Origin of the sequence: Nitratireductor aestuarii (assembly GCF_014641695.1) — a bacterium.
GTDB lineage: Bacteria > Pseudomonadota > Alphaproteobacteria > Rhizobiales > Rhizobiaceae > Chelativorans > Chelativorans aestuarii.
This window is the reverse complement of sequence record NZ_BMIF01000002.1, coordinates 471,316-497,160: the sequence shown is the minus strand read 5'-3', so window position 1 is coordinate 497,160 and position 25,845 is coordinate 471,316. Positions and strand designations below refer to the sequence as shown.

Sequence of the window (25,845 nt, the reverse complement as noted above, 5' to 3'; positions counted from 1 at the left end):
ACATTCTCCATTGATGCATGGGGATCCAACCGGGCACCAGCGAGCTCGCAGGCGCGATCTTTAACGATGAAAATCGTGGGGTCATTCCTGAACAAAGCACCTACAGCGCAAGCATCCATTGACTCATAGAAGCTCACTGGCGCGATGGTGAGCCTCCAAGCCGCAGGCGCTCGCCAGTGCGCAACTCTGCGTCAAGTGGTGAAAGCAACGTATGAAGCGTTCGCCGCTGCAGGACATTCCCAATCAGTATATGAGGGAAATTGCACGTCGGATCTGTCAGGGCCGCCGACACACTAGAAGCGCCCACGCAAGATGTTACTGAGATTAAACCCCTCGAACGCCATGCAGACGTAAAGATATAAATATTTCTTTATGTCCCATTGACGCTGCGGTTTTTTTGTCCCAGAGTCGCGGCGTCATGGTTCTCTGGCCACCCATTGGGAGCGGCCAGAGCTAAGAGGGAAGCCGGTGCGCGAGTGCAATGCCGGCGCTGCCCCCGCAACTGTATGCGGCGAGCCAAATCCATCAATGTCACTGAGGCGTGAGCCTTGGGAAGACGGAAGGAGGCTACGACCCGCGAGCCAGGAGACCTGCCCTGACATGTAACGTCCACGGGCGGGGTGTCCCGGTGTGCCGTAGCGGAGGCCGCGTGACGGCCTCATTTGCTATGTGTCCGCTGATCCTTGCCCCCAACTCATTGGGGTAAGCCATGTCGCAAATCGCAACTCGTATAGCCGCTCCGGCCGTGTCGCCCGTCGATCCCCAGCCGAGCGCGACGGGAAACGACTTCACGTTCCGCCTTAAGAGTATTCGTTTTGATGAGGATTACCGTCCGGCAGAAAATACGCGCATAACGACGAATTTCGCCAATCTGGCCAGAGGGGAAAACCGGTCAGAGAACCTGCGCAGCGCCTTGAGGATGATTGACAATCGCTTCAACGCTCTGGCGCATTGGGACAACCCCAAAGGCGATCGTTACTCTGTCGAGCTCGATATCATTTCCGTCGAGATGACAGTCGCTGCATACGGAAAGATCGAAGCCTTTCCGCTGATTGAGATCCTGAATACGACGATCCTGGATCGAAGAAACAACCATCGGATCGAGGGAATTGTCGGCAACAATTTTTCTTCTTACGTTCGGGATTACGACTTCAGCGTAGTCCTGTCAGAGCACAATAAAAACCGGCCTGATTTCAGCATGCCGGACGACTTCGGTGATCTGCATGGGAACCTTTTCAAGAGTTTCCTGAAATCCGACGCTTACAACGAGCATTTCGCCAAGGCACCGGTCATCTGCTTGAGCATTTCTAGCAGCAACACCTATCGCCGGACCCAGAACCGGCATCCTGTGTTGGGCGTCGAATACAAACAGGACGAATTCTCATCTACCGATAAATACTTCAAGAAGATGGGGATGCAGGCTCGCTACTTCATGCCCGAGGGCAGCGTTGCGCCTCTAGCCTTCTATTTTGTAGGAGACCTGCTCGGCGACTACACTGATCTGGAGCTGATCAGCACCATCAGCACCATGGAGACCTTCCAGAAAATCTACCGGCCCGAGATCTACAATGCCAATTCTGCGGCAAGCGCCTGCTATCAGCCAAGTCTGAAGCATCAGGACTATTCACTGACCCGAATTGTCTACGACCGCGAAGAGCGAAGCCGGCTTGCTGTCGAACAGGGGAAATTCGCCGAGGAGCGCTTCATCAAACCATACGGGGCCATCCTTGCGCAGTGGTCTGCCAATTACACTCTTTGATCAACCGAAACACAAGGTCATCTGTCTTGGAAACACTCTTGCCCACGTCCACCGCCGGCAGCTTGCCAAAGCCCTCCTGGCTTGCGGAATCGGAGAAACTTTGGTCGCCATGGAAACTGGAAGATGAGGAATTGATTGCGGGAAAGCAGGATGCCCTGCGCCTGATACTCGACGATCAACGGCAGACGGGTATCGATATCGTCAGCGACGGCGAGCAAACGCGCCAGCATTTCGTCACCACATTTATTGAACACCTTGACGGCGTTGATTTCGAGAAACGTGAGACGGTCAGAATTCGTAGCCGCTATGATGCGAGTGTGCCGACGGTCGTCGGCGCGGTCTCCCGTCCGAAGTCGGTTTTTGTCGAAGATGCCAGGTTTTTGCGCCAGCAAACCCGGCAGCCCATCAAATGGGCACTGCCTGGTCCCATGACGATGGTCGATACGCTCTACGATGCCCACTATAAGAGTCGTGAGAGACTGGCCTGGGAATTCGCCAAAATTCTCAATGAAGAGGCGAAGGAATTGGCGGCTGCTGGCGTCGATATCATCCAGTTCGACGAACCTGCGTTCAACGTCTTCTTCGACGAGGTGAACGATTGGGGGATAGCCACCCTGGAACGGGCATTGGAAGGGCTCGAGTGCGAAACCGCAGTCCACATCTGCTATGGCTACGGCATCAAGGCCAATACAGACTGGAAAAAAACCCTCGGGTCGGAGTGGAGACAGTATGAGGAGACCTTCCCCAAACTCCAGAAATCTAGTGTCGATCTGATATCGCTTGAATGCCACAACTCGCATGTTCCAATCGATCTGATCGAACTCATTCGAGGCAAGAAGGTGATGGTAGGCGCCATAGACGTGGCGACAAATACAATCGAGACGCCGGAGGAAGTGGCCGATACGCTGCGAAAAGCGCTTCAGTTCGTAGATGCAGATAAGCTCTACCCATGCACCAACTGCGGCATGGCCCCGCTGCCTCGTCACGTAGCGACAGGCAAGCTGAAGGCTTTGAGCGCAGGAGCGGAAATCATCCGAAAGGAGCTCTCCGTCTAAAGCATCTAGTGGTCCACCTTACCGTCTCGCCGAAGCGGCCACGCCGATTCCACGGCGAGACAACTTCCCGCACAGAGCACGAAAATGCAACGTTGCACGGCCGCATCGATACGGCTTGTTGCGGACACTTGAGAGACTGGCATGGGCATTGTGGACCGCCGCGTCAACGTAATGGACAGGCCTACGGATTTTAGAGAGCTGGCTATTGTTGCATGGACGCTCTGGTCTCCCTCGATTGATGAACGCGCTTGGAATGGCTTCATCGACGCGCTTCCGTCGGTATCACCTACCGCCACATCCCCGCCACTCCCGGCACATTTTCGGCGCGCAGCCGACAGGCTTCGAACCTGTGACCACTGCCTTGGGAGAAACGCACATTCTCCATTGATGCATGGGGAGGCTTAGGTTATGAAGGCGGCAGTTCGGCTTCCGGCGATGCGCTGGAACAGGCACCCGTAGCTCAGCTGGATAGAGTGCTGCCCTCCGAAGGCAGAGGTCACAGGTTCGAATCCTGTCGGGTGCGCCATTTTCATTTTGAGTAACTTGAATACGCAAACGGGCTAAGCAGCTCGTCCGCTAGTCCTGTCCGTCTCTCACCAACGCCTGAACAGTCTCAACCGACCACCGTGCGATGAGCTTCTCGGAAATCGTTGCGCCGAGCATGGTGTAGAACTTCCTGGCCGGCAGGTTGTCGACGAGCAGTTCCCAGCGCACCGTCATCTTCCGTGCTGCGGCGATTTCGGCCAGCCGGCGCATCAGTGCCAGGCCGGCGCCCCTGCCGCGGGCGCTCTCGCGCACATAGATGTCGTCCAGATTGATGAACTCGCCGCCTCCCCAGATCGAATAGCGGATCATGTAGCTGAGGTAGCCGACCACGCCCTCAACATCTTCCGCGAGCAGAACATGGAACCGGGGGGCGGAGCCGAACCCATCCTCGCGCAGCCGTTCTTCATCCATGGCGACCGCATTGGACAAGTCTTCGAAAGCCGCAAGCTCCTTGATCAGCGCAAGTATTTCGGATGCGTCCTCAATCGTGGCTTCACGCACGGTCACGGGAGAGTTTGCGGTCATGGTAGAGCGGCTTTCGACTGAATACTGTTCGGATAGCTTGAATCAACTACGTGGTCAGACAGAAAACCGCCTAGTCCAACTGCGTCAGGATTGTCCAGCTTCACTCTGGATCAGGACGGTAAGGTGCGTGGTTCCGTGCCGTGCGTTGCGCTGCGCACATTCCGCCGCGCATGGAACCTCCGCACTGCTTCGTCATTCCATGGATCGTCGTCCGAACGGCCATGGCCGGCGTCAAAGGTTTGTCACCATGCTTTCCTTCTGACGCCATAATCATGGGCGAGATTTAGGCTTGGAGAGGGTTGCATGAACGAGATGTCCTGGCGCTATGATCGATCCGAGTCCATTGCGGACGGCGCGATCCATGTCGCCGGTGTGCTGTTCGCCCTCATGGGCGCTGGCGCACTCATCATCGGCAACCTGTGGCATCCGGAGCCCGGCGTGGCGCTTGCGGCCTCCGTCTATGCGGTGACACTCGTGGCGACGCTCACCATGTCGGCGGTCTACAACATGTGGCCGGTGAGCCCGGTGAAATGGAAGCTCCGCAAATACGACCACGCCGCCATCTTCCTGCTGATTGCCGGCACCTATACGCCCTTTGCGCTGCAGATGGAGGCCACGGGCCTGCTTGTCTGGATGTGGTCGGTGGCAGCCACCGGTGTATTCCTGAAGATCGTCTTTCCCGGTCGTTTTGACCGTCTGGCGATCCTCCTCTACCTGGGGCTGGGCTGGAGCGGCGCCGCGCTCTTCGACACGATGCTCACCAGCCTGTCGCCCACGGTGCTCTGGTTGATCCTTGCTGGCGGCGTGGTTTATTCCGTCGGCGTGGTGTTCCACGTCTGGCACAGCCTGCGCTTCCAGAACGCCATCTGGCACGGCTTCGTGCTGGCCGGCGCCATCATTCACTACAGTGCAGTGTTTGTCTCGTTGACGGGAAGCCCAGCCGCCTGAGTATTCGATCGGTCGGCAGCAGCGGCAGCATAGTCAATAATAAGTTAATTCGTTAACCAACTGACAAGAACTTGCCTGCACAATGGCCTCATCTGGTTTGAGGCATAAGCCTTTAGGGCAACTGGGAAAGGTTTTCGCCACCTTCGCCCATTTTTCGCCCAAAAAGGTCTTTTCAAAACGGGTATCAGCGGCGGGGGCCGTTCGAAGAGGTTTGTAACGTGTCCATTCGGCTCCCAGCTGCCGTCACGGCAGCCGTACTGTCGCTTGCTGTGTCCGGTTGTAGCTCAAGCAATCTGCTCGATGATGTTGTGACGTCGTCGGTTGGCCCCACCTCCCACACTGCGAGCGACCGGGAATGCCTGGCCCGTGCGATGTTCTTTGAATCCCACCGTTCCAGCCGTGAAGGGCTTGTCGCCGTTGGCAGTGTGGTGATGAACCGCGTCAAGTCAGAGGAATACCCCGACACCATTTGCGGGGTCGTCGCACAAAAGAAACAGTTCGCGCCCGGCGTCATGACCCGCAAGATGAATTCCAAGGCCCTGCCCGATGTGATGGCCGCGGCCGATGCCGTGCTGAAGGGAGAGCGGCATCCGAAAGTCGGAAATGCCAAGTTCTTCCATACGGCTGGGCTCAAATTCCCTTACAAGAACATGCACTACGTGCTCGTCGCGGGCGGCAATGCCTTCTACGAGAAGCGCAGCCGAGGTCAACGCATCCGGAGCCAGTCTCAGCTCGCTGCTGAAGGTCGCGTGGAGAACAAGGCCGCTCCGCAGGTTGCCGAAGCGCCGGCACCAGCCTCACAGCCGCAGGTGGCAGAGGCTCAAGCTTCCGCGCCTCAGTCGGAGGCTCTTTCCTTCAACGCTCCGACACCAACGCCACGCCCCGACTCCATCGGCGCCCTGATCAAGAAAGAGGAACAATCCGCATCGGCGGAATAGTGCGGTTCCAGAAAAGAGGGAAACCTTTTTCGGTCCGCGTTTGCGGAAAAGAAAATGGGCCGGAAGCATCTGCTTCCGGCCCATCTTTTTTGTCTCTGAAGGAATCCGTTACTCGACGATCTTCACGCCTGCGAGGCGCAGCATACCGTCCGGGTAGAGCTCAAAGCCCTGGATCTTCTTGTTCAGGCCATAGAGGTATGCCTCGTGGCCGAGGTAGATGATCGGCAGTTCGTCCAGCAGGATCGCGTTGGCCTCGTCATAGAGAGCCTTGCGGGTGTCGAAGTCGGAAGACGTGCGGGCCTTGTTGAGCAGCTCGTCAACCTTCGGGTTGCAGTAGTGAACGTCGTTCAGGCCACCAGCGCAGGTGAGGAACTGATGGATGCTGCCATCCGGATCAGGACGGCCCGACCAGTTCATGCGGCCCATCTCGTAGTTGCCGGCAGTCTGCTCAGCCAGCATGGCGGCGTATTCCATCGCCTGCAGGCTGACATCGAAGCCAGCTTCGGAAGCCATCGCCTGGATGACCTGGGCCATCTGCGAAACGACAGGGTTGTTGGCGTGACGAAGCTCGACGGGCACGCGGTCGAAGCCGGCTTCCTTGATCAGGGCCTTGGCGCCTTCAATGTCGCGCGGCTCCACCGGGCGGCTCTTGTCGTACCAGATGCTGGACGGGGAGAACGGCTGGTTGCCACCCTGACCCTTGCCTTCGTAGACGATCTGGTAGAGGGCGTCGCGGTCGATGGTCTTGGAGAAGGCCTGACGCAGGCGCTTGTCCTGACCGATCGGGGTCTTGGCCTTGTCGCCAACGTTCACGTAGAGCGCGTTGTAGCCGAGGCTGACAACGTCGAACAGCTGAAGGTTAGCGTCGGCCTCGACGGCAGCGGCATCGGTTGCAGCCATGCGCTCGACCATGTCGAGATCGCCCGACTGCAGGTTGGCCAGGCGAACGGTGGAGTCCGGGATCGGCAGATAGGTGATGCGGTCGATGTGGATGTTGTCAGCGTTCCAGTAGTCCGCGAACTTCTCCAGAACGATCTTGTCCTGTGCGACGCGCTGGACGAACTTGAACGGACCGGAGCAAACCGGGTTCTGCGCGAGCTGTGCGCCAGCTTCCTGAGCGGCCTTCGGCGAAACCATCATGCCGGAACGGTCGGAGAACTGCGACAGCAGGGTCGCATCCGGATTCGTCAGCGTGAAGGTGACCTGGTACGGTCCGGTTGCCTCGGCCTTCTCGATCGACTTCAGCTCGGACTTGCGGCGTGACTCATCAAGCGTCTTGGAACGCTCGATGTTGTAGACGACCGCTTCCGCGTTGAACGGGGTGCCGTCGTGGAAAACCGCATCCTGACGCAGGTTCATCGTCAGCTTGAGACCGTCGTCGGAAACCGACCAGTCCGTCGCAAGCTGCGGGACGATTTCGACATTGGGAGAAATGTCGACAAGCTTGTCGCACAGGTTGCTGAAAACGAGGCGACCGGCGAAGGTCTGGGATTGTGCCGGATCGAGGATATCGACATCGTCCTGCATGCCGATCCGCAACTCAGCGGCCTGAGCATGCACGGCCAGCGCAGCCATGGACACCATGGCGCCGGCGATGCCGCGAACCAAAATACTTCTCATCACACTGGAACTCCATTCTGAACGGGCAGGAAGCATGTTAGGCGTCTGGCGCTGCGAGGGCGTCGGCCGCAAGTCGCATGGCTTCTTGTTCAGATGGTTCTTTGACAGAGCGGGGGGCCTTCCACAAGATACCGTCTGCTATGGGATATAACTTGTGATCAGGATCCGTGGCGCATGAGGCCGCGACGGCTGGTATCCACCTGAAACAGCGATTTTGCAGGTGTTTATCCCGTTCTTCGCCATTGCAATCAGCCAGCATGGTTCATAATAGTCGCGCGCTGCGCGGATCCTGCCAACGAACGGTGCGACGCTGTATCCCTAGGTTGTCCACGCAACAATTTGCTTTTGGTTAAAACCTTTTACCCGAAGCACTAGATACATAGACACCTTGAGGAGACCTCATATGACGGCACTTGTGCTGAAGAACGTCGGCGTCCTGGACACAGAATCGTGCGAGGTCACCCGCTATGACAACGTGGTCCTCGAGGGCGGCAAGATCGTCGAGATCAATACCGCCCCGACCTCCGAAGACGGCAAGGACGTGATCGATTGCGGCGGGCTGACGCTGATGCCGGGTCTGATCGACTGCCACGTTCACATCAACATGTCGTCCTGGTCCACTCCACAGAATGCAGCGCTGCACAACTCGCTCGTCGCGGCACGTGCTACGCGCATCCTCAATGGCATGCTGATGCGCGGCTTCACCACGGTGCGTGATACCGGTGGCGCCGACAAGGGTTACGTCATCGCGACCGATGAGGGCACCATTGTCGGTCCGGATCTCGTCATCTGCGGCAAGATGCTGTGCCAGACCGGCGGCCATCAGGATGTCCGCGCCAAGTGGGACAATCAGGATCCGGAGTATCTTCGCTTCCAGCTCGGCTCCAAGTCGCACATGTGCGATGGCGTTCCGGAAGTGCGCAAGGCTGTACGCCAGGAAATCCGCGCTGGTGCCGACTACATCAAGATCATTGCAAACGGCGGTCTTGCCCCGACCGGTGTGCCGATCAACCACCTCGCCTTCTCCGAGGAAGAAATCGCAGCCATCGTTGAGGAAGCGGCCATCGCCGACACCTACGTCGCGGCCCACGCCTACACCGACAAGTCGATCGAGCGCTGCGTCCGCCTCGGCGTGCGCACCATTGAGCACTGCGTCTTCGTCTCCGAAGAGACGGCGCAGATGATGAAGGAAAAGGGCTGCATCGCAGTCCCGACCATGGCGACCTTCGAGACGTTGGAAGGCAAGTCCTCCTCGATGACCCCGGAGCAGCAGGAACGCGCCCGCCAGGCCCGCGAAAGCGCATACAACGCCATGGTAATCCTGAAGGAAGCAGGCGTTCCGATGGCCTTTGGTACGGACCTGACGCACATCAGCCTGCACCACCATCAGTCGGACGAGTTCACCTACCGGTCGCGCGTCCTGCCGGCCAAGGACGTCCTGCAGAGCGCCACGATCAATGCAGCCAAGGTGCTCCGCAAGGAGAACGAGCTTGGCAACGTCTTCGTCGGCGCCAAGGCGAACCTGCTTCTGGTCGAGGGCAACCCGGCCGAAGACGTAACGCTGCTGTCCAAGCCTGACAACATGAAGCTCATCATCAAGAGCGGCGAGATCGTCAAGAACACGCTCAACTAAGAGCCCTGGCAACAACACCAATGGCAGCCTGCACAGCGATGCGTGGGCTGCCATTCTCTTTGACCACACACGGATCAAATGGACTCCGCACTCCTCCTCGCATTCTGGGCACTTTCCATCTCGCTGGCTTTGACGCCGGGCGCCGATTGGGCCTACGCCATCGCCGCCGGCTTGCGCGAACGCGCGATTGCACCGGCGCTGAGCGGCATGATGCTCGGATACGTGGTGATCACAGCCGTCGTTGCTGCCGACGTGGGTGCGCTCGTGTCGAGCATGCCGGTTGCCATGACGGCGATCACGCTGGTGGGCGCCGCCTATCTGTTCTATCTGGGCGTCGGCGTTTTGCGAAATCCGCCCGTTCCGGAAGCCGGCGAAGAGGCGAAGGTCTCGTGGTCGCAATGGTTTGTGCGCGGCTTCGGCGTGAGCGGGATCAATCCCAAGGCGCTCCTGCTGTTCCTGGCGATCCTGCCGCAGTTTACCAGCCGCGTCGCCCACTGGCCGATCGCAGGCCAGATCGTGGCACTCGGCGCGATCCATATCGTCAACTGCACGCTCGTCTATACGGCCGTTTCGTTGAGCTCCAGCGCGGTTCTAAAGACCCGGCCACAGATCGCCCGGCTCGTTAGCCAGACCTCCGGCCTGGTGATGATCGTCATTGCAGCCCTGCTGATCGTTGAACAGTGGCTTCAACTGCAGGTAGCATAGTTGGTTTGGACGAAGCCGGTGCGACCCTGACGTAGCAGAATGCCTCAGGCTGCTGGAGCGGGAGGACGCCATGCTGCTGCGCAATCTGTCTCGCATAGACCTGAACCTGTTGCACGTCTTCGTCGTCATCCATCAGGAGGCGAGCATCACGCGGGCCGCGGAAGTGCTCAATCTGAGCCAGCCGGCGGTGAGCAACAGCGTCGCCAAGCTGCGGAGCCTGTTCGGTGACCCGCTCTTTGTGCGTGCCGGGAACGGCGTCGCGCCAACACCGCTTGCACAGCGGCTGATCGTGCCGGTTCGCGAGGCGCTCTCCACCCTAGAACGCGCCTTCGGCGAGCATGAGCCCTTCGATCCTGCCACCTCGCACCGTATCCTCCGCTTCAGCATGAGTGACTTCGCCGAAGCGATCCTACTTGCACCGCTGGTGGGCGAACTCAGCAGCACCGGATCGCGCATGAAAGTCGAGAACTTCTTCGTGCCCGAGCGTGACCTGCACGAGAAGCTCGCTTCGGGCGAGCTGGATTTCGCCATCGAGTTCCGACCTCCTTCCGAGCCGAACCTGCGCCGCGTCCTGCTCATGGAAGACGAGTTCGTCTGCGTCATGCGTAGCGGGCATCCCGCTCTTGAGGGCGAGTTCACGCTCGGCGCTTACCTGCAGCTCGAACACCTCCACATCTTCAACCGCCCTCGCTTTTCCAACCTCGTGGACGGCGCGCTGGCCGCCGCAAAACAGCGCCGCCGGGTCACGGTAAGCATAGAGCACTGCCTTGCCGTAGGCTCCATCCTGGCAATGAGCGACCTCTGCGTGACCATTCCGCGCATATTCGTCGAGCGCTTCCTCCCGGACGAAGGTTTCGCGATGCGCCCAACGCCCTTCCCCATGGCGCCGCTGCAGACATGGCTGCTCTGGCATCCGGCGACAGAACGCAGCCCCGCTCACGGCTGGGTCAAGCAGATCATGCAGCGTTTGACGGCATCTCGTGATGAGCAGGCTGCAGGTCATTCATCCCAGTGATAACCCATATTGCAAAATGAAATTTGCGGCTGCCGCTCTTCCCTTGAATAGTGCAGGCAAGGCTTCGGCTATGCATTGGGGGAGAGATGCGCGCAGCCAGTGTCAACGACATCGTGACGAACGGATTGTGCACCGGTTGCGGCGCTTGTGAGAGCATCGCGAGCTGTGAAGTCCTGCGCATGGGTCTGTCGCCGGAAGGCTTCATGCGCCCGAGCCTCACGGGCGAACTGAGCCACGAGACAGAGGAGCGAGTTTTAGCCGTCTGCACGGGTCGGGCAATGCCGCACCCACCGGAAGCGGATGGGCCGGTGCACCGGATGTTCGGGCGCATTTTGCACATGGGACGTGGCCATGCCACCGATCCGGAAATACGCTTTCGCGGCGCGACCGGCGGCGTACTGACGGCACTTGCGACGTTTCTCATCGATTGCGAACGCGTGGACGGCATCCTGCAGATCGGCACCGCTTCAGGCAATCCGATGGAAAACGAGGCCCGTTTCAACACCACGCGGGAGGAAGTGCTGGCCTGCAGCGGCTCGCGCTATGGCCCGGCTGCGCCATTGCGCATCGTGGGGAAGCTCCTCGACGAGGGCCGCCGCTTCGCCTTCATCGGTAAGCCGTGCGACGTCGCCGCACTGCGGCGCATGGCGCTTACCGATCCGCGCATCGACCGACAGGTACCGTACATGCTGGCGATGTTCTGCGGCGGTTCGCCCAGCATTGACGCCACACACAACGTCGTCCGCCGCTTCGGCGTCGATCCTTCCGAGGTGACCGAATTTCGCTATCGCGGCCATGGCTGGCCTGGTCCGACCTTCGTGCGAACCGAGGACGGTCGGCAGTTCAGCCAGACCTATGACGAAACCTGGTATTCGGGCCTGCGCTACGAACTCATGTTCCGCTGCAAGATCTGCGTTGATGGCATCAGCGAACATGCCGACGTGGTCGCAGGCGACTGCTGGGTGATGGAGAACGGCAAGCCGAGCCATCGCGAGGCTGGAGACGGCTGGAACATCCACATCGCACGAACCAAGCGCGGCGTGGATCTCATCCAGGAGGCGATCGCCGCCTGCTATCTGCACGAGGAGGCGTTCTCTGTCGCTGAACTCGAAGCCATGCACGATGACCACGCCCTGAAAAAACGCTCGGTGTTCTGGCGACTGATGGGCCTCGCCGTTACCCGCAGCCCTCGCCCGCGCTATCCTGGCCATCGGGTCGTCCGCGCCGGCCTGCTGGAGGCAAGCCCGCGCGAAGCATTCGCCGCTTTCACCGGCGTCATCAGCCGCCTGCTCAAAGGCAGGAACCATGAAAGTCCAATCACCGCGCAATCCGGCGCGGGAAGCGGGCAATAACAAACTGGAGGAGGAGGAAACCCCATGTCTGTAGAAGCACTTCGCGCGAAAGCAGCGAACACTGGCCCCGCGCTGTTTTTCCCGGACCCGGAAGTCCCGGCGATCTACAACTTCGACCAGGGCCTCGCCGCCCCTGAGACCTACCCTGTTGAGGACCTGACGCGCCTCGCCAAGAAGGTCCTGGACTCGGCGGGACCATCGGTGCTCGACTATTTCGACCCGGGTGTTGGCTACGAAGAACTGATCTTCGGCTATCGAGGCCTGCGTTCCCGCATCGCAGAGCGCACCAGGAAGATGCAGGGCCATGACTTCGGGCACAATGGCGTCATCCTCACCTCCGGCTCCGTACAGGGTCTGGCGCTCGCCATGGCTGGCTATATCGATCCGGGTGACGTCGTCATCGCCGAAGCCTCGTCATTCCCCTACGCGCTGCGCTTTGCCACCATGCAGGGCGGCGAGATCCGGACCATCACCATCGACGAGAATGGTATGGTGGTCGAGGATCTGGAAGCACTGATCGAGCAAGTGAAGTCTGAAGGCAAGCGGGTGAAGCTGGTCTACACCATCCCGACCTTCCAGACGCCGACGGGCACGGAAATGTCGATCCCCCGCCGCAAGATGCTTGTAGAAGCGGCCAAGAAGCACGACTTCCTCATCGTTGAAGATGCCGTCTATTCCGATCTGCGCTTTGCCGGAGAACCCCTGCCCTCGCTCCTGAGCCTCGATGACGACGGCCGCGTCATCCAGTGCGGCTCCTTCTCGAAGATGGTTGCTCCTGCCCTGCGCATGGGCTGGTTCGTCGGCGACCCGAAGGCGATCGAGCCGCTGGCGATCATGCGCCAGGATCTCGGCGTCGCCCAGTGGATCGCCCGCCTCATGGCATCCTACATGGACGAAGGCCTGCTCGAACCGCATCTGGAGCGCGTCTGCAAGGTCTATGGCCGCAAGGCCAACATCGCGGCGCAGACGTTGCGCGAGCATTGCGGCGATTTCGTCCGTTTTCACATGCCGCAGGGTTCGTTCTACATCTGGGTTGAGATCGACGACCGCGTGGACTGGGACACCGCCGCCGCCCGTGCTGCAAAGGAAGGCATCTTCTTCCGTCCCGGCGAGCGCTTTGCAGGCGTGCCGGATGACCGCAAGTTCCTGCGCATCTCTTACGGACACGTCAGCGAGAAGGTCATCGCAGAAGGTCTCGCTCGTCTCGGCGCCATCCTGCGCGAATGCGTGCGGGTGCCCGCATGAATGTAGCACGCACCATCGCCTCGGGGTTTGCCTACCCCGAGGGACCGCGCTGGCATGAAGGCCAGCTGTGGTTTGCCGACCAGCACGACGAAACCGTCCACATCCTGGCTGCGGATGGTACGCGCGTCGACAGCTTCCATGTCGAGGGTGGTCCTTCCGGTATGGGCTGGCTTCCTGACGGCGACCTGCTGGTGGTCTCCATGGAGGAGCACAAGCTGTTCCGCCGTGGCAAGAACGGCCTGTCGCTTCATTGCGACCTCAACCACATCCACCGCCATCTCACCAACGAGATGGTCGTCGACAGCAAGGGCCGAGCCTACGTCGGCAACATCGGGTTCAACTTTGAGGCAGGTGACTCCGTCACGCCGACCATGTTGGTGATGGTCGACACCGATGGAACCTCACGTATCGTGGCTGACGAACTGGTCTGTCCGAACGGCACGGTGATAACACCCGACGGGCAGACTCTTATCATAGCGGAGTCCCTCGCTCCAAGGCTTACGGCCTTCGACATTGCCCCAGACGGCAGTCTCTCCAACCGACGGGTGTTTGCCGACATGCCGGGCCACGTCCCGGACGGGATCTGCCTCGATGCGGAAGGATGCATCTGGGCTGCCTCCCCCTTCACCAACTCGGTCGTCCGTGTCCGTGAGGGTGGTGAAATCGTGGAGACCGTGACCATTGAAGGTGCCGGCGCGTTCGCCTGCATGCTCGGCGGAGAGGACGGCCGCGACCTCTACATCTGCGTCGCAAATCCCAGCATGCGGCCGGAAACGCTGGAAAAGCGTGGCGGCCGGATCGATGTGGCCCGGGTGACCGTACCCGCCGCCCGCGGCGCGTGTCCGTGACTCGGAAGGAGAAGACCATGGAACGCAGGAACCTCAACCCACCGGGCATGAAGTTTCCGGGCATGAGCCAAGGCGTTTTGAAGGGCGATCTGATCCATGTTTCGGGTCAGGTCTCGTTGCAGGAAGGAAAGGTCGTCGGCATCGGCGACCCGGTGGCGCAGGCAAGGCAATGCTTCGCCAACATAATGGCAGTGCTGCAGCTTGCCGGTGCCACGCTGGATGACGTCGTGGCGCTCCGCTGCTATCTGGTCGATGCAGAGTATTATCAGGCCTATGCGGGCGTGAAGAACGCGCTTTTCGACGCCAATCCGCCCTGCGGCACGGCCGTGATCGTCAAGGGTCTGCTGTCACCTGACTTTCTGATGGAGGTGGAAGCAGTAGCCCAAATCAGCACCAGGTAAGGTTTCGCCCCTCCGAGCTGTCTGCTTTGTATTTCCATCATATTTCGCATAACACCCCTGCAGACAGCCATATTCTTTCTGCATCTTCATCAAGGAGAAGCCAAAGCATTACAAATACTTGGGACGCACATTAAGCCTGTGCCGTCCTGGAAAAAGTCTGCCAACCAAAATTCGTCTCAGGCTCGCTTTCCGCTTGATTTGCGTCACCGGATTGTCGAGGGTGCGCAAGGTGTGACCTCCACACGGGACGCATGGATGCAGACTACTGGTCAACAGAGCCATCGTGACATCATATGGACCCTGCAAAATGCCGTGATCCAGATGATCGGGGATGCGGTTGCGCTGCCCAACATCATGGATTTCATCTGCCGGCAGGCAGAGCATGCCGCGAACCATGACGTGCTCTGTTCCATCCTCGCGGTGACCCCTGAAAAGCAACTGCGCACTCTCGCCGCCCCCAACCTGCCCCTGAAATATTCCAGGGCGCTCAATGGCCTTGCGATTGGCCCCAACATTGGCTCGTGCGGGTCATCCGCCTATCACGGACACGAAGTCACCACCGTCGATCTCAACCGGCATCCCAACTGGGCTCCCTTCCAGGATCTGGCGTCGCATCTGAAGGTGAAGGCCTGCTGGTCCTCACCCATCCGTTCCCGTGCAGGCGATGTGATCGGCACCTTCGCCTTCTATTTCAAGACCAGAACCGGACCCACCGATTTCGAGCGTGAACTGGTTGCCTGTTGCACCCAGCTTTGTGCCATCGCCATCGAAAACGAGAAGACCCGCGCTGAGCTTCTGTCGCTCGTCTATCGCGATCCCCTCACAGGCTTGCGCAACCGTAACGGCTATCTCGACGATCTCTCCAAGTTTGCGCGGGGATCCTGTCCCTTCGCGCTGCTGCTTCTCGACCTAAACGACCTCAAGGGCGTCAACGACAGCCTGAGCCACGCCGCGGGCGACGCATTGATCCGCGCCGTTGGCATCCGCCTTTCCTCGCTCGGCGACAACATCATTTCCTATCGGCTGGGGGGCGACGAATTCGGCGTTCTTGTTCCCGCATGCTCCAGCGAAGAACAGATGGCCGAGTGGGCGACCGCCATCCTCGAGGCCGTAAATCTTCCGGTGGAGTTTCACGGCAGCACCCTCAACTGCTACGTCACCGTGGGCGGCGTGTTCTGCAATCCACCGGGAGAAGCCGAGGCGATTGCCCAGAACGCCGATCTCGCGCTCTACCACGGCAAGTCGACCCGGCGCGGCGGTTTCGTTCCCTTCGAACTGGGCATGCGCACCGCCATCACCCACCGTCTGAACGCTGTTTCCCTGCTTGATCAAGCCCTGCGCGAAGAGCGGGTCATTCCGTACTATCAGCCGGTGATCAAGATCGAGACGGCGGAAGTGGTCGGCGTTGAGGCGCTGGTGCGCATCCGGAACACTGATGGCACCGTGCTGACCGCTGGCGAATTTCATCAGGCGCTGAGCGAACCGCGCCTCGCCTACATGGTGACCGACGCGGTGCTCGAGCGTGTCGCTTCCGACCTGCGCTTCTGGCTCGACATGGGATTGCCGATCCAGCACGTGGGCGTGAATGTCACCTCGCCGGACTTCCATCGCGGGAATCTTGAAGCACGAATCTCCGAGGTGTTCGGCCGGCACAATGTGCCCCTCAAACACCTGGTGCTGGAGGTCAACGAGAAGGTCTTCATGGGCCACGGCGGTGACAACACTGTTGCCGCCAGTGTCGAGAACCTGCGCACGAACCACATGCTCGTGGCGCTGGACGATTTCGGCACAGGCTATGCCTCGCTCACACACCTTCTGGAATTTCCGGTGGACCTGATCAAGATCGACCAGAGTTTTGTTCAGCGCCTCTGCCACGACCGGGGCAGCCAGGCTATCGTCTCCGCGCTGATCGAGATCGCCAACAAGCTTGGCATGCGGATCATCGCCGAGGGCGTGGAAACGCGTGAGCAGGCCCGTGAGCTTCACCGCATGGGCTGCAAGCTCGGCCAGGGCTTCTACTATTCACGCGCAGTCTCCTTCGAGGAGGCAACGGACCTGCTTGAGCTCTATGGCCAGGGCATGCCCCGTCCGCAGGCAGGGTGCCAGAGACACGCCTCGTTCTCCTGGCCCCAACCGGCATACGTGTGAGACGTTGGGACTTGGGATTGCCAAGTCCTACCTCAAGTCCGCCGTTGAATATGGCGGGACCTGCGCTGCTGTTGTCTTCCCGCGCTTGCCGCGGATGAAGCCCGTTTCGAAATAGCGATACGAAAGTTCTGCAGCAACGATCGTCAATGTGTAGGAGAGCACGAAGCGTGCGATGCGCCAGTGCAGCGGCCAGTCATCCCCTGGAACGCCAAAGATCTCGCGGAGGAAGCTCCAGCACAGAACGATTGCCAGCGCATGGTAGACATAGGCACCGTAGGAGATTTCGCCGATCCTCTGCAGCACACGTGACCTGAGCAACCAGTCCACCAGCGGGTCCTTCACGGCGGCAAGCGCCACCAGCCCACCGCTGGCCATGACGACTGCGCTGTAGAGAAAAACCTCGCGATATTGGCCCCAGATGATGCCGGAGATCACATTCCGGAAGGCGTCGATGCCGCGGGCGCCGGTGCTGTAATTGATACTGACATAGATGGTCGCGTAGCATCCGAGGACGCTGAAACCTGTTACCGCCAGTGGGCGCGCGATCCGATCGATCAAGCCTTTCTGTGTAGCCATGGCCAGGAGCGCGCCGACAGCAAAGGCGTCGACGTGCAGAAACGATCCCGCATAGATGGCGAATGCCATGGCCTCACTGTCCCAGCCGAACCCGGAGATATAAATGGATGCCAGCATGCGCAGAATAGGTGCGGCAACGACGGAACACGCAAGCAGCACCATCAACCGGTTGCGCGACATAAGGAACAAGAGCACACCGTAGACCGCATAGAACTGCATCTCCACCGAGATGGTCCAGAGATGCCCGACTGGCCACAGGCGCAGCGCTCCATGCCCGAGCGTCATTGCAATATTGTTGAAGAAGCCGAGAAGCGAAGCAAAGACGATTGGATCTGCCTCTCCCCCAACGAAGAGGCAGAAGAGAAGGGCAGCGCCGATATAGGCATAGTAGATTGGAACAATTCTCCGCACCCGTCTCTCGAAGAAACGGGATAAACCCTGCGCTGGGCTGTCTGCTGAAGGTCGTGAAATAACGGACTGCGTGACCACAAATCCGGAGATGACAAAGAATAACCAGACCCCGGTCCAGCCGAACGGCAGCAGGCCGTTATGCTGCGCAACCACCGCGGTCATTGCGAAACACCGCAGCGCGTCTATCGGGCCTACTCTTGTGGACGCATGCGCACCATGAATGCTTCCAGCCGACATACCTGTTCCCCCGTCCCACTCACATGCAGCCCCTCTGGAACATGACCAGTCGGATCTGCTGCAAGCCTTTATCGCAGGCGGCTTGGCCGTACACATGCTGGCAATTCGGCGAACCGGGCTTGCCCGGCACTACCTCCGTTGCATCCGGGCACTCCGAAAGTATTACTCTCCTGGGCTTCGTCGCAGGTTCTTATCGAGAATGTGCCGCCTGCTGCCCGCCTGGAGCGTGTCATCCCCTCCGCGTAAACATCATATGCGTCACGCCGCTGGGAGATGAGACCGTTTCGACGTCGAAGCTTTGCTCAAGCCCTTCCAGCCCGTCCCACAGGCGTTGACCGCGACCGAGAAGGATCGGCGTCTGCACGATGTGCATCTGGTCGACCAGACCGGCCTTGAGGAAGTCACGCAGCGTGCGCACGCCGCCGCCGATGCGGATATCCTTGCCCTTTGCACCCTTGCGCGCTTCGGCGAGCGCTTCTTCAGGTGAGGCGTCGAGGAAATAGAACGTCGTCCCGCCCTCCATTTCAAGAGGCGGACGCGGATGGTGCGTCAGAACATAAACCGGCGTGTGAAATGGCGGATTGTCCCCCCACCAGCCCTTCCAGTCAGGGTTCTCGTGCCAGCCCGGATAGCCATACTTCCCCGCGCCCATGATCTCTGCGCCAATACCGACATCGAAGGTTCTGAGCAGCGTGTCATCAATGCCGCCAGAACCGTCCGCCTGACCAACGAGAGAGTGCCACCAACGGGTTCCGAGCATCCATTGATGCAGTCGTTGGCCGGCATGACCGAACGGCTCTTCAAGGCTGAGCCCTTCCCCGGTCCCGAACCCGTCGAGGGAAATGGCAAAGTGCTGCACGCGGACAAGTGACATCCCGAACCCTCCTCTTTGTCTGAAGAGTATGCCGGGACAAACTGGCGGGATGAAGAGGGACCGCAAACAATCCTGACAACTACAGCCACTGAGAAGACGAGGTACGTCTAAGCGTTCGTCGGCACCGAGAGAATGGTCCGAAGTCCAGGCTCGTTGTCCTCGCTGCTGATGGTTCCGTTCAGCCTCTCGACCAGCGCGTTGATCACGCGCGAGCCGAAACCGGTTCCTTCCACCTGTCCGGTGACGCCGCGGCCACGATCGGCCACCGTGAGGCGGAAACCGCCCCGCGCCGGCTCAAGCGAAAGCATGATCGGCCCGGGCTCACCGCCATAGGCGTACTTGACGGAATTAGTGAGAAGCTCGTTGACGATAAGGCCGACGCTGATGGCCCGCTCTGGGTCGATCCAGGTGGGATTGAGGTCGAGGCTCAACTGCTGGCGCCAGCGCGGGTCCAGCGTACTTGCCAGTTCTCCTACCAGCTCATCCAGATAGCGGCCAAGATCGACGGTCTGCACGTCGTTCTCCTGATAGAGCCGGCGATGGACCAGACCGACGGCGCGCAGACGCTGCTCGGCCTGCGCCAGCTGCTCCTGCACGATCGGCTCGGCATTGCGGGCCTGCATGCGCAGGAACGCGGAGACAATCGCCAGACTGTTCTGGACGCGGTGATTGACCTCCTTCAGCAGGAAGTCCTTCTGCTGGATCAGGCTCTCGTTCTTTCTCAGCGTCGAAAGCAGGTCCTGGTTGAGCCGGTTTATCCGCCTGTTATTCCAGGCATCCAGCATCCGCTTGGTGAGCCGAATCGCGGACTCCTTCTCGGCGTCGAGCCAATCCTCGGAACGGCCGGCCACCTGTTGCGCCCAGGTGGCAAACGATGCGCGTGGCGTCAGCGCCTTGCGCTCTTCGGCTTGAGTAACGTTCTTGTGCGGGTGTCCCGCCCAGTAGACCGTCTGCACCTTTTCCGCGCGAAACCACAGGAGCGTCGACGGAACTTCGGTGTCCATCGTGACCGCGACGACGCCGCTCGCGATATCCTTGCAGCTCGCCGCCGCCGGCATGTCTTCCGAAAGATGGCTGCTGGCGAATGGCTTGGAGTGTCCGGACTCTCCCGCAAATTCCGCAATGGCGCATACCATCTCGGGTGCGGGGCAGGTGCCCGAGCGATAAACCTCATTGCCCTGGACTGCCGCAAACCCGTCGGCACGCAATAGATGCGTCAGATCTCGTGCAGCACCGCCAAGGAACGACCTGAGGTTCTCATCGGTGCCGAGCCTGTTGACGATCAGGTCCTCCTGCGCGCGCAGTCGCACGCGCTCGCGATTGAGCTCTCCCTCTTCCCGCATCTTGATCTGCCGGGCGACTGCTGAAGCAACCGTCTGGCAGGTCAGGCGCGTGGCGAGCGACAGGACACGCGGCTCATGGTGATGGCATGCGACCATGCCGCAGAGCACCCCGTCCTTGATGATAGACATGGAAGCCGATGCATTTACGCCCATGTTCTTCAGATACTGGATGTGGACCGGCGACACGCTGCGCAGCGTTGAGTCGCTCAAGTCGAGCGCGGAGAGATCCTCTCTGTAGCTCTCGATCGGCACCGGCGTATAGTTGACGTCTGCAATCACCCGCACGCGGTTGCGCAGATAAAGTGCGCGCGCCTGCTTCGGGATATCCGAACCGGGGAAATGATGGTTCATGAAACTGTCGGAACCGTCGGCGATGCTCTCGCCGATCACAACGCCGGCTTCGTCATCGATGAAGCGGTACACCATGACGCGACCGTAGCCGGTGATTTCCTGGAAAATCTTTGCCGTCTGGTTGGCGAGATCCGTAAGGGTGATCGATCGGCTGAGCCTTGAGCCGATGCTTTCCAGTCTCGCCAGGAACGTGGCGCCAAACTGCGAGCCTGCCTCGGCCTCCGTCAGCTCGAAGACAGCATATTCGCCACTGCGATAGGCGATGACATCGTGCAGCCTTCCGTTCCACTCGGCCTGTCCCAAAACGGAAAAGCCCGTTTGCGGCAGGCTCTGGTGTGAAAAGCCGGCAAGATCAATCGCAAGCACGTCCTGCAGCCTGTTGCCGCGCAGCCGCTTGGCTTCGGCACCGCAACCCGCGCTTCCGACGACTGTGCCGTGGGCGTCCGCTACGATCATTAACCCATGCGGCTGGATGGATCCGGGGATGTGGATCGGTTCCAGGTCGCAATTCGTAAGATTTGTCGCGACCCGTTCAAGCATCCGACTATTCCCTTCCATATTCCACTTTTGTACCAGTTTGGGATATTTCAGCGAAAACTGAAACCATTATTTGCCCTGCTAATCATATTTCACTACTGATCAATGATCAGGCGGGACAGAGGGGCCGGAAACCTGCTTTTTATTTATAACCCCTCCAGCATGTGGTGAACGATGGATCTTGATACTCTGGAAATGCCTGTCGCACTCGGCCGCTCTAAGCGGATCAAGCAGGCCACCAGTGCTGCGCACGACCGACTGGATCAGACGATCATGGGGTATGAGCCCTTCGCCGACCTTGCCCGATACCGCCTGTTTCTGCAGATGCAGTACCGTTTCCAAGGCGGTCTGCAGCCGATCTATGAAGGCATTCCGAGGGATCCACGCCTCTCCACGTTCCAATGTATATACCGGCTGAGCCTCATTGAACAGGATCTAGCAGATCTTGGGGCTCGCCCCGATCACCACGCAACACTTCCCCTCGCGTCACCTGCTCTTTCAGATCTGCCGCGAGCTCTTGGCTGGCTCTATGTCGCCGAAGGCTCGAATCTGGGTGCGGCCTTTCTGTTGAAGGAGGCGGCTAGCCTAGGCCTGACCCCCGCGTTCGGCGCCCGGCATCTGGCAGCCCCTTCGGAAGGGCGCGGCGCTTACTGGCGCAACTTTACAGCCGCGCTGGATGCGCTCGACCTGCCGCAGGCAGACGAAGACCTCGTGATTGATGGCGCAAGAGAAGCATTCACCAGCGTTCGCAGTCTCGTTGAGCACTACTTCGGCAGGAACTGAATAATAAACGCTTATAGGGTTTAGCGCGCCCTCTCCTCACCTCGCGCAAGGTAAACTCCTTGCTGTCACCACTCGCGAGAACACGGTTTCAGGGTAAACTTGATGCTGCACATTGGAGCTGGACCCTGATGCTGGAGGCTTCCAACGCGCAGATTCCAAGAGGATCTTCCACGTACCTAGCTTCCACGGACGAAGCAAGCAAGCCTCCGTTACACGAGCGAAGCAACAGCTGGTTGTTAATTATCTGCATATGCAAGTATCAGCTGCAATTTGCACTTGCGTATTCTGTTTAAGCATCATAAAAAATAATTATCATATTTACGGGGGCTGGCAATTTGAACACCTATAGAGGCGCGCGTAGCCGTGCGTACCATACACTCGTCCTTACGAGCGCGTTAACGATCTTCGCGCTTCACGCCAATGCGCTTGAACTGGGCACCGGCAATACCGGTGGAAACACATCCGGCGTTGCCATCTCGACAGGTAGCGGAAGTGATGCTGCCACAACCGGGGGTACGAACCACTCCGTGGCTATTGGCAATGCCACATCCATCGGTGCGAACTCGCACTTCTCCAACGCAATTGGCTTCGGAAACACGGTCGGAGCGGATTCTTCCGTCTCCACCGTTGTCGGGATTCAGTCTTCCGTTGGCACCAACTCCTCAGTTTCCACTGTGTTCGGTCGTTCTTCGACAATCGGCGACAATGCCGCGCACTCAACGGCAGTTGGCGCATATGCAACGATCGGCAACGGATCAGCAAGCTCGCTTGCTGCTGGCCATTCTGCCACAATTGGTGCGAGCTCAGCTAACGCAACTGCGATAGGACATCAGGCCGGAGTTGGCGCGGGTTCAAACAGCGCGACAGCTTTTGGCGACCAGGCAACGGTCGGCGCCAATTCCAACAGCGGCACGGCATTCGGCGCCAGGGCAAGCGTTGGAGATAACTCCGCTGGCTCTGCTGCCGTTGGCGTGGACGCAACCGTCGGAGACAACTCCCAAAGCGCGAACGCGATCGGCCGCTCGGCAATAGTTGGCGATAATGCGAACGACTCGACTGCTCTCGGCACGGGGGCAATCGTGGGTGACAATGCGTCCAACGCATTGGCTGCGGGCCGTTCCGCCACCATCGGCAACAATGCCGACAGCTCCGCGGCGGTCGGCCACGGAGCATCTGTTGGCGACAATACCGCCAATGGCCTGGCTCTCGGCAGGAGCGCTTCGGTTGGCGCAAACTCATCCAACTCGACAGCCATTGGAACCTCCGCTTCAGTGGCGGCCAGCACCACCTACTCTACAGCCTTCGGTTACGGAGCCTCGGTCGGGACAGGCGCCAACTACTCTTCGGCACTGGGTTACCAGGCTTCCGTAGCCGCGGGTGCGACCAATGCGATTGCGTACGGCTCGAACGCCAGCGTAACCGCCGCCAATGCGATCGCCATGGGCTCGGGCGCCAGTGCAACGGCTGCAAATTCGGTTGCCCTGGGCAGCGGTTCGGTCGCCAGCGAAGCCAACACGGTTTCCGTGGGATCGCTCGGCGCAGAACGTCGCATCACTAATGTGGCGGCAGGGGTCAATGCCACGGACGCCGTCAACGTGGGCCAGTTCAATTCCGCCTTGAACAACGTCTCGAACGCGCTTTCCGGCCTTTCGCAGGAGATCGGCGAAGTGCGTGGCGAAGCCCGTCGCGGCATCGCCGCTGCGGTTGCGATGGCGAGCCCGCTGATGCCTTCGGCGCCCGGCAAGACCACGGTCAACGGGTCCGTAGGCTTCTACAAGGGTGAAGTTGGCGTCGGCGTCAGCGTTGCCCATCGACTCAACTTCAACATTCCTGTTATGGTTCACGCCGGTTATGCAAACGGCGGCGGCAACGAGCATGTCGGCCGCGTAGGAATGTCTTTTGAGTTCTAACTCCTCTTCCAAAGTCTTGCAGGCCCGCAAGGGCCTGCTTTCAGTGAGGCGGCTCCAGGTCGCCTTCGTCGTTCTCGGCCTGCTATCCACCGGCGCTCACGCCCAGCAGAGCTGGGAAGAACTGCCCATGATGGAGCTGCAGGGCTTCTACCGGGGTCCCATGAAGGACACGCTGATCCAGCGCTGGCGGGATCCGGAAACCGGCGCCATCTGCTACATCTACATGCCGATCATTGCGCAGAACACGCCGACAGAAGGCGCACCCTACGTGCACTATGGTTCAAACCAGATCGGCTCGATCAGTTGCGTCCCCGCACCCGCGACAACACCGGAACCAGCCCCGAAGAAATAAGGGAGTGGCGGCCGCGCTCAGGGTCATATTGACAGACAAGTGCAAGCAAGTGGTGGTCGACCGTGCCCGAATTGCCTGAGGTAGAAACCGTCCGTCGCGGCCTTGCGCCCGTGATGGAAGGTGCGCGTGTGACGAAAGTGGAGTTGCGCCGCCCGGATCTGCGGTTTCCTTTCCCCATAGGTCTGGCGGAGGCGGTTGAGGGGCGCACCTTCACGAGCATCTCCCGCCGCGCAAAATATCTGCTGATGCATCTGGATGACGGCACCGTGCTGATCTCGCACCTGGGCATGTCAGGCTCCTTCCGCATCGACTGGGAAGGCGAAGCTGCCGTCCCCGGCGTCTTCCACCACGATCGCTCGAAGAGCCCGCTGCATGACCACGCGGTGATCGATCTTGCCCGGCCCGACGGCAAGCGGGCGTCCGTCATCTATAATGATCCGCGGCGTTTCGGATTTCTTCTGCTTTCCGCTGAGAATCAGCTGCACGAACACCCGCTCCTGCGCAATCTTGGCGTCGAGCCCACCGGCAACATGCTGGATGGAGCGGTGCTCGCTAAGATGCTTGCGGGAAAGAAGGCGCCCCTGAAGGCAGCACTCCTCGACCAGACGCTGATCGCCGGCCTCGGCAACATCTACGTCTGCGAAGCCCTCTGGCGGGCAAAACTATCGCCCCTCAGGCTTGCGGGCACGATATCAGGCAGGGGCGGCAAGCAGACAGTGCGCAGCGAGCGACTCGCCACCGCAATCCGCGCCGTTATCGCCGACGCCATAGCTGCGGGCGGATCCTCCCTGCGCGATTATCGGCAGGCAGACGGCTCGCTTGGCTATTTCCAGCACACATTCAATGTCTATGACCGGGAGGGACACCCCTGCCCGTCGCCCGACTGCAGCGGCACCATCCACCGCATCGTGCAGAGCGGACGCTCGACATTCTACTGCCCGACCTGCCAGCGCTAGTATCAACTGGCGCCCTCGCCACGTGCTCCCTTCCGGACGCCCGATCACCGCGCCAAACTGCCACCGAAGAATGCGCAAACAGAGTCGTTTCAAGGCGTTGACGCCGCCCGAAAGCTCCTCTATAAGCCACGACGACTGAGGTGGCCGGATGGCTGCCCATTTGTTTTTGTGCCGAAGGTCGCCATTCGTGCTAACCTCCGGCTCCTTGAGAGATATGAGAGAGGACACATGGCCAACACCACTTCGGCCAAGAAGGCAGTGCGTAAGATCGCAGCTCGCACTGCAGTGAACAAGAACCGTCGTTCACGCGTTCGTACCTTTGTTCGCAAGGTCGAAGAGGCGATTGCTGCCGGCGACAAGACTGCAGCGGAGAACGCATTCAAGGCTGCTCAGCCTGAACTGATGCGCGCTGCTGGCAAGGGCGTCATTCACAAGAACACCGCCTCCCGGAAAGTATCTCGCCTCGCCAATCGCGTGAAGCAGATCAGCGCTTAACAAGCGTCAGTTCCAGCTTTGATTTTTTGAAAACCCGGTCCTTGTGGCCGGGTTTTCTTTTGCGCCAAATTGTTACGCTCACGCGCCTCACATAGGGCATGGTTTTGTCATTTGCCGGCATATGATTTTTAGGTGCGGCAATGCCCCGCGCGGACACCTGCGGAAAACCCATGCCCGCTGACGATATCACAACATAATCAGGGTCTTAGAGAAGTTTATCCACAGGTTGAACAAGGACTCAGCGGGGTCCATTCCGCCCAATGAAGTCAAGCAATTTTTTTC

Annotated in this window: 21 protein-coding genes, 1 tRNA gene, 1 pseudogene and 1 riboswitch; of the genes and pseudogenes, 18 read left to right on the top strand and 5 right to left on the bottom strand. The window is 59.7% G+C overall.

All coding sequences use genetic code 11. The features are described 5' to 3' along the window. The first annotated feature begins 402 nt into the window (after positions 1 to 402). Positions 403 to 612, top strand: a riboswitch (cobalamin riboswitch). 97 nt (positions 613 to 709) lie between these two features. The 3 genes from IEX27_RS06005 to IEX27_RS05995 all read left to right on the top strand — a co-directional run bounded on the left by IEX27_RS06005 (position 710) and on the right by IEX27_RS05995 (position 3,340). After that, positions 710 to 1,759: a DUF1852 domain-containing protein gene (locus IEX27_RS06005; protein WP_188720016.1), complete on the top strand. Its 1,050-nt coding sequence runs from the start codon at positions 710 to 712 to the stop codon at positions 1,757 to 1,759. A 26-nt stretch (positions 1,760 to 1,785) separates the two neighbouring features. After that, complete coding sequence (locus IEX27_RS06000) at positions 1,786 to 2,814, top strand: methionine synthase (protein WP_188720015.1); 1,029 nt, start codon at positions 1,786 to 1,788, stop codon at positions 2,812 to 2,814. Positions 2,815 to 3,263: 449 nt separating this feature from the next. After that, positions 3,264 to 3,340, top strand: a tRNA-Arg gene (locus IEX27_RS05995). Positions 3,341 to 3,390: 50 nt separating this feature from the next. Here the strand turns inward: IEX27_RS05995 and IEX27_RS05990 are convergent. Next, positions 3,391 to 3,885 (bottom strand): GNAT family N-acetyltransferase, encoded by a 495-nt coding sequence (locus IEX27_RS05990; RefSeq protein ID WP_188720014.1) that lies wholly within the window; start codon positions 3,883 to 3,885, stop codon positions 3,391 to 3,393. 303 nt (positions 3,886 to 4,188) lie between these two features. On the opposite strand from IEX27_RS05990, the gene trhA reads away from it, so the two are divergent. Beyond that, the gene (gene trhA / locus IEX27_RS05985) at positions 4,189 to 4,833 is read left to right on the top strand and encodes a PAQR family membrane homeostasis protein TrhA (RefSeq protein WP_188720013.1); all 645 of its coding nucleotides are present in this window, start codon (positions 4,189 to 4,191) and stop codon (positions 4,831 to 4,833) included. 338 nt (positions 4,834 to 5,171) lie between these two features. Further along, positions 5,172 to 5,538: pseudogene (locus tag IEX27_RS21615) on the top strand (cell wall hydrolase); the annotation flags it as partial. A 341-nt stretch (positions 5,539 to 5,879) separates the two neighbouring features. Here the strand turns inward: IEX27_RS21615 and IEX27_RS05975 are convergent. Continuing rightward, positions 5,880 to 7,391, bottom strand: coding sequence for an ABC transporter substrate-binding protein (locus tag IEX27_RS05975; RefSeq protein ID WP_188720012.1), 1,512 nt, complete (start codon positions 7,389 to 7,391; stop codon positions 5,880 to 5,882). A 403-nt stretch (positions 7,392 to 7,794) separates the two neighbouring features. Between IEX27_RS05975 and IEX27_RS05970 the strand changes: the two genes are divergently transcribed. The 8 genes from IEX27_RS05970 to IEX27_RS05935 all read left to right on the top strand — a co-directional run bounded on the left by IEX27_RS05970 (position 7,795) and on the right by IEX27_RS05935 (position 16,738). Beyond that, positions 7,795 to 9,024, top strand: coding sequence for a metal-dependent hydrolase family protein (locus IEX27_RS05970; RefSeq protein ID WP_188720011.1), 1,230 nt, complete (start codon positions 7,795 to 7,797; stop codon positions 9,022 to 9,024). 78 nt (positions 9,025 to 9,102) lie between these two features. Next, entirely contained in the window at positions 9,103 to 9,729 is a 627-nt protein-coding gene (locus IEX27_RS05965) for a LysE family translocator (RefSeq protein ID WP_188720010.1), read from the top strand. 70 nt (positions 9,730 to 9,799) lie between these two features. After that, entirely contained in the window at positions 9,800 to 10,744 is a 945-nt protein-coding gene (locus IEX27_RS05960) for a LysR family transcriptional regulator (protein WP_188720009.1), read from the top strand. An 86-nt stretch (positions 10,745 to 10,830) separates the two neighbouring features. Then, a complete protein-coding gene (locus tag IEX27_RS05955) occupies positions 10,831 to 12,096 on the top strand; it encodes a Coenzyme F420 hydrogenase/dehydrogenase, beta subunit C-terminal domain (RefSeq protein WP_188720008.1) in 1,266 nt (421 codons plus the stop codon). Between the two features lie 24 nt (positions 12,097 to 12,120). Further along, positions 12,121 to 13,341 carry an aminotransferase-like domain-containing protein gene (locus IEX27_RS05950; RefSeq protein ID WP_188720007.1) on the top strand — a complete coding sequence of 407 codons (1,221 nt, stop codon included), beginning with the start codon at positions 12,121 to 12,123 and terminating at the stop codon, positions 13,339 to 13,341. Next, entirely contained in the window at positions 13,338 to 14,189 is an 852-nt protein-coding gene (locus tag IEX27_RS05945) for an SMP-30/gluconolactonase/LRE family protein (protein WP_188720006.1), read from the top strand. The genes IEX27_RS05950 and IEX27_RS05945 overlap by 4 nt, the downstream gene beginning before the upstream one ends. 17 nt (positions 14,190 to 14,206) lie before the next feature. After that, positions 14,207 to 14,590, top strand: a complete 384-nt coding sequence (locus tag IEX27_RS05940) for a RidA family protein (protein ID WP_188720005.1) — start codon at positions 14,207 to 14,209, stop codon at positions 14,588 to 14,590. Positions 14,591 to 14,845: 255 nt separating this feature from the next. Then, positions 14,846 to 16,738 carry a bifunctional diguanylate cyclase/phosphodiesterase gene (locus IEX27_RS05935; RefSeq protein ID WP_188720004.1) on the top strand — a complete coding sequence of 631 codons (1,893 nt, stop codon included), beginning with the start codon at positions 14,846 to 14,848 and terminating at the stop codon, positions 16,736 to 16,738. A 27-nt stretch (positions 16,739 to 16,765) separates the two neighbouring features. Here the strand turns inward: IEX27_RS05935 and IEX27_RS05930 are convergent, their stop codons facing one another. The 3 genes from IEX27_RS05930 to IEX27_RS05920 all read right to left on the bottom strand — a co-directional run bounded on the left by IEX27_RS05930 (position 16,766) and on the right by IEX27_RS05920 (position 21,070). Beyond that, positions 16,766 to 17,962, bottom strand: a complete 1,197-nt coding sequence (locus tag IEX27_RS05930) for an acyltransferase family protein (RefSeq protein WP_280516459.1) — start codon at positions 17,960 to 17,962, stop codon at positions 16,766 to 16,768. A 229-nt stretch (positions 17,963 to 18,191) separates the two neighbouring features. Then, positions 18,192 to 18,836, bottom strand: coding sequence for a dihydrofolate reductase family protein (locus IEX27_RS05925; protein ID WP_188720002.1), 645 nt, complete (start codon positions 18,834 to 18,836; stop codon positions 18,192 to 18,194). A 107-nt stretch (positions 18,837 to 18,943) separates the two neighbouring features. Continuing rightward, a complete protein-coding gene (locus tag IEX27_RS05920) occupies positions 18,944 to 21,070 on the bottom strand; it encodes a histidine kinase dimerization/phosphoacceptor domain -containing protein (protein WP_188720001.1) in 2,127 nt (708 codons plus the stop codon). A 171-nt stretch (positions 21,071 to 21,241) separates the two neighbouring features. On the opposite strand from IEX27_RS05920, the gene IEX27_RS05915 reads away from it, so the two are divergent. The 5 genes from IEX27_RS05915 to rpsT all read left to right on the top strand — a co-directional run bounded on the left by IEX27_RS05915 (position 21,242) and on the right by rpsT (position 25,563). After that, the gene (locus IEX27_RS05915) at positions 21,242 to 21,850 is read left to right on the top strand and encodes a biliverdin-producing heme oxygenase (protein WP_188720000.1); all 609 of its coding nucleotides are present in this window, start codon (positions 21,242 to 21,244) and stop codon (positions 21,848 to 21,850) included. Positions 21,851 to 22,185: 335 nt separating this feature from the next. Beyond that, positions 22,186 to 23,760, top strand: coding sequence for a YadA family autotransporter adhesin (locus IEX27_RS05910; RefSeq protein WP_188719999.1), 1,575 nt, complete (start codon positions 22,186 to 22,188; stop codon positions 23,758 to 23,760). Next, complete coding sequence (locus IEX27_RS05905; protein ID WP_188719998.1) at positions 23,750 to 24,112, top strand: hypothetical protein; 363 nt, start codon at positions 23,750 to 23,752, stop codon at positions 24,110 to 24,112. The genes IEX27_RS05910 and IEX27_RS05905 overlap by 11 nt, the downstream gene beginning before the upstream one ends. 62 nt (positions 24,113 to 24,174) lie before the next feature. Then, positions 24,175 to 25,068 (top strand): bifunctional DNA-formamidopyrimidine glycosylase/DNA-(apurinic or apyrimidinic site) lyase, encoded by an 894-nt coding sequence (mutM, locus tag IEX27_RS05900; protein WP_188719997.1) that lies wholly within the window; start codon positions 24,175 to 24,177, stop codon positions 25,066 to 25,068. Positions 25,069 to 25,296: 228 nt separating this feature from the next. Then, positions 25,297 to 25,563 (top strand): 30S ribosomal protein S20, encoded by a 267-nt coding sequence (gene rpsT / locus IEX27_RS05895; RefSeq protein ID WP_188719996.1) that lies wholly within the window; start codon positions 25,297 to 25,299, stop codon positions 25,561 to 25,563. Positions 25,564 to 25,845 lie beyond the last annotated feature (282 nt).

Coding starts and splice junctions, on each gene's coding strand:
- IEX27_RS05990 (WP_188720014.1), bottom strand. CDS start 3,885: ATGACCGCAAACTCTCCCGTGACCGTGCGTGAAGCCACGATTGAGGAC.
- IEX27_RS05940 (WP_188720005.1), top strand. CDS start 14,207: ATGGAACGCAGGAACCTCAACCCACCGGGCATGAAGTTTCCGGGCATG.
- IEX27_RS05955 (WP_188720008.1), top strand. CDS start 10,831: ATGCGCGCAGCCAGTGTCAACGACATCGTGACGAACGGATTGTGCACC.
- IEX27_RS05975 (WP_188720012.1), bottom strand. CDS start 7,391: ATGAGAAGTATTTTGGTTCGCGGCATCGCCGGCGCCATGGTGTCCATG.
- IEX27_RS05945 (WP_188720006.1), top strand. CDS start 13,338: ATGAATGTAGCACGCACCATCGCCTCGGGGTTTGCCTACCCCGAGGGA.
- IEX27_RS05925 (WP_188720002.1), bottom strand. CDS start 18,836: ATGTCACTTGTCCGCGTGCAGCACTTTGCCATTTCCCTCGACGGGTTC.
- IEX27_RS05960 (WP_188720009.1), top strand. CDS start 9,800: ATGCTGCTGCGCAATCTGTCTCGCATAGACCTGAACCTGTTGCACGTC.
- IEX27_RS05920 (WP_188720001.1), bottom strand. CDS start 21,070: ATGCTTGAACGGGTCGCGACAAATCTTACGAATTGCGACCTGGAACCG.
- IEX27_RS05935 (WP_188720004.1), top strand. CDS start 14,846: ATGCAGACTACTGGTCAACAGAGCCATCGTGACATCATATGGACCCTG.
- IEX27_RS05970 (WP_188720011.1), top strand. CDS start 7,795: ATGACGGCACTTGTGCTGAAGAACGTCGGCGTCCTGGACACAGAATCG.
- IEX27_RS05965 (WP_188720010.1), top strand. CDS start 9,103: ATGGACTCCGCACTCCTCCTCGCATTCTGGGCACTTTCCATCTCGCTG.
- IEX27_RS05915 (WP_188720000.1), top strand. CDS start 21,242: ATGGATCTTGATACTCTGGAAATGCCTGTCGCACTCGGCCGCTCTAAG.
- rpsT (WP_188719996.1), top strand. CDS start 25,297: ATGGCCAACACCACTTCGGCCAAGAAGGCAGTGCGTAAGATCGCAGCT.
- IEX27_RS06005 (WP_188720016.1), top strand. CDS start 710: ATGTCGCAAATCGCAACTCGTATAGCCGCTCCGGCCGTGTCGCCCGTC.
- IEX27_RS05950 (WP_188720007.1), top strand. CDS start 12,121: ATGTCTGTAGAAGCACTTCGCGCGAAAGCAGCGAACACTGGCCCCGCG.
- trhA (WP_188720013.1), top strand. CDS start 4,189: ATGAACGAGATGTCCTGGCGCTATGATCGATCCGAGTCCATTGCGGAC.
- IEX27_RS05930 (WP_280516459.1), bottom strand. CDS start 17,962: ATGTCGGCTGGAAGCATTCATGGTGCGCATGCGTCCACAAGAGTAGGC.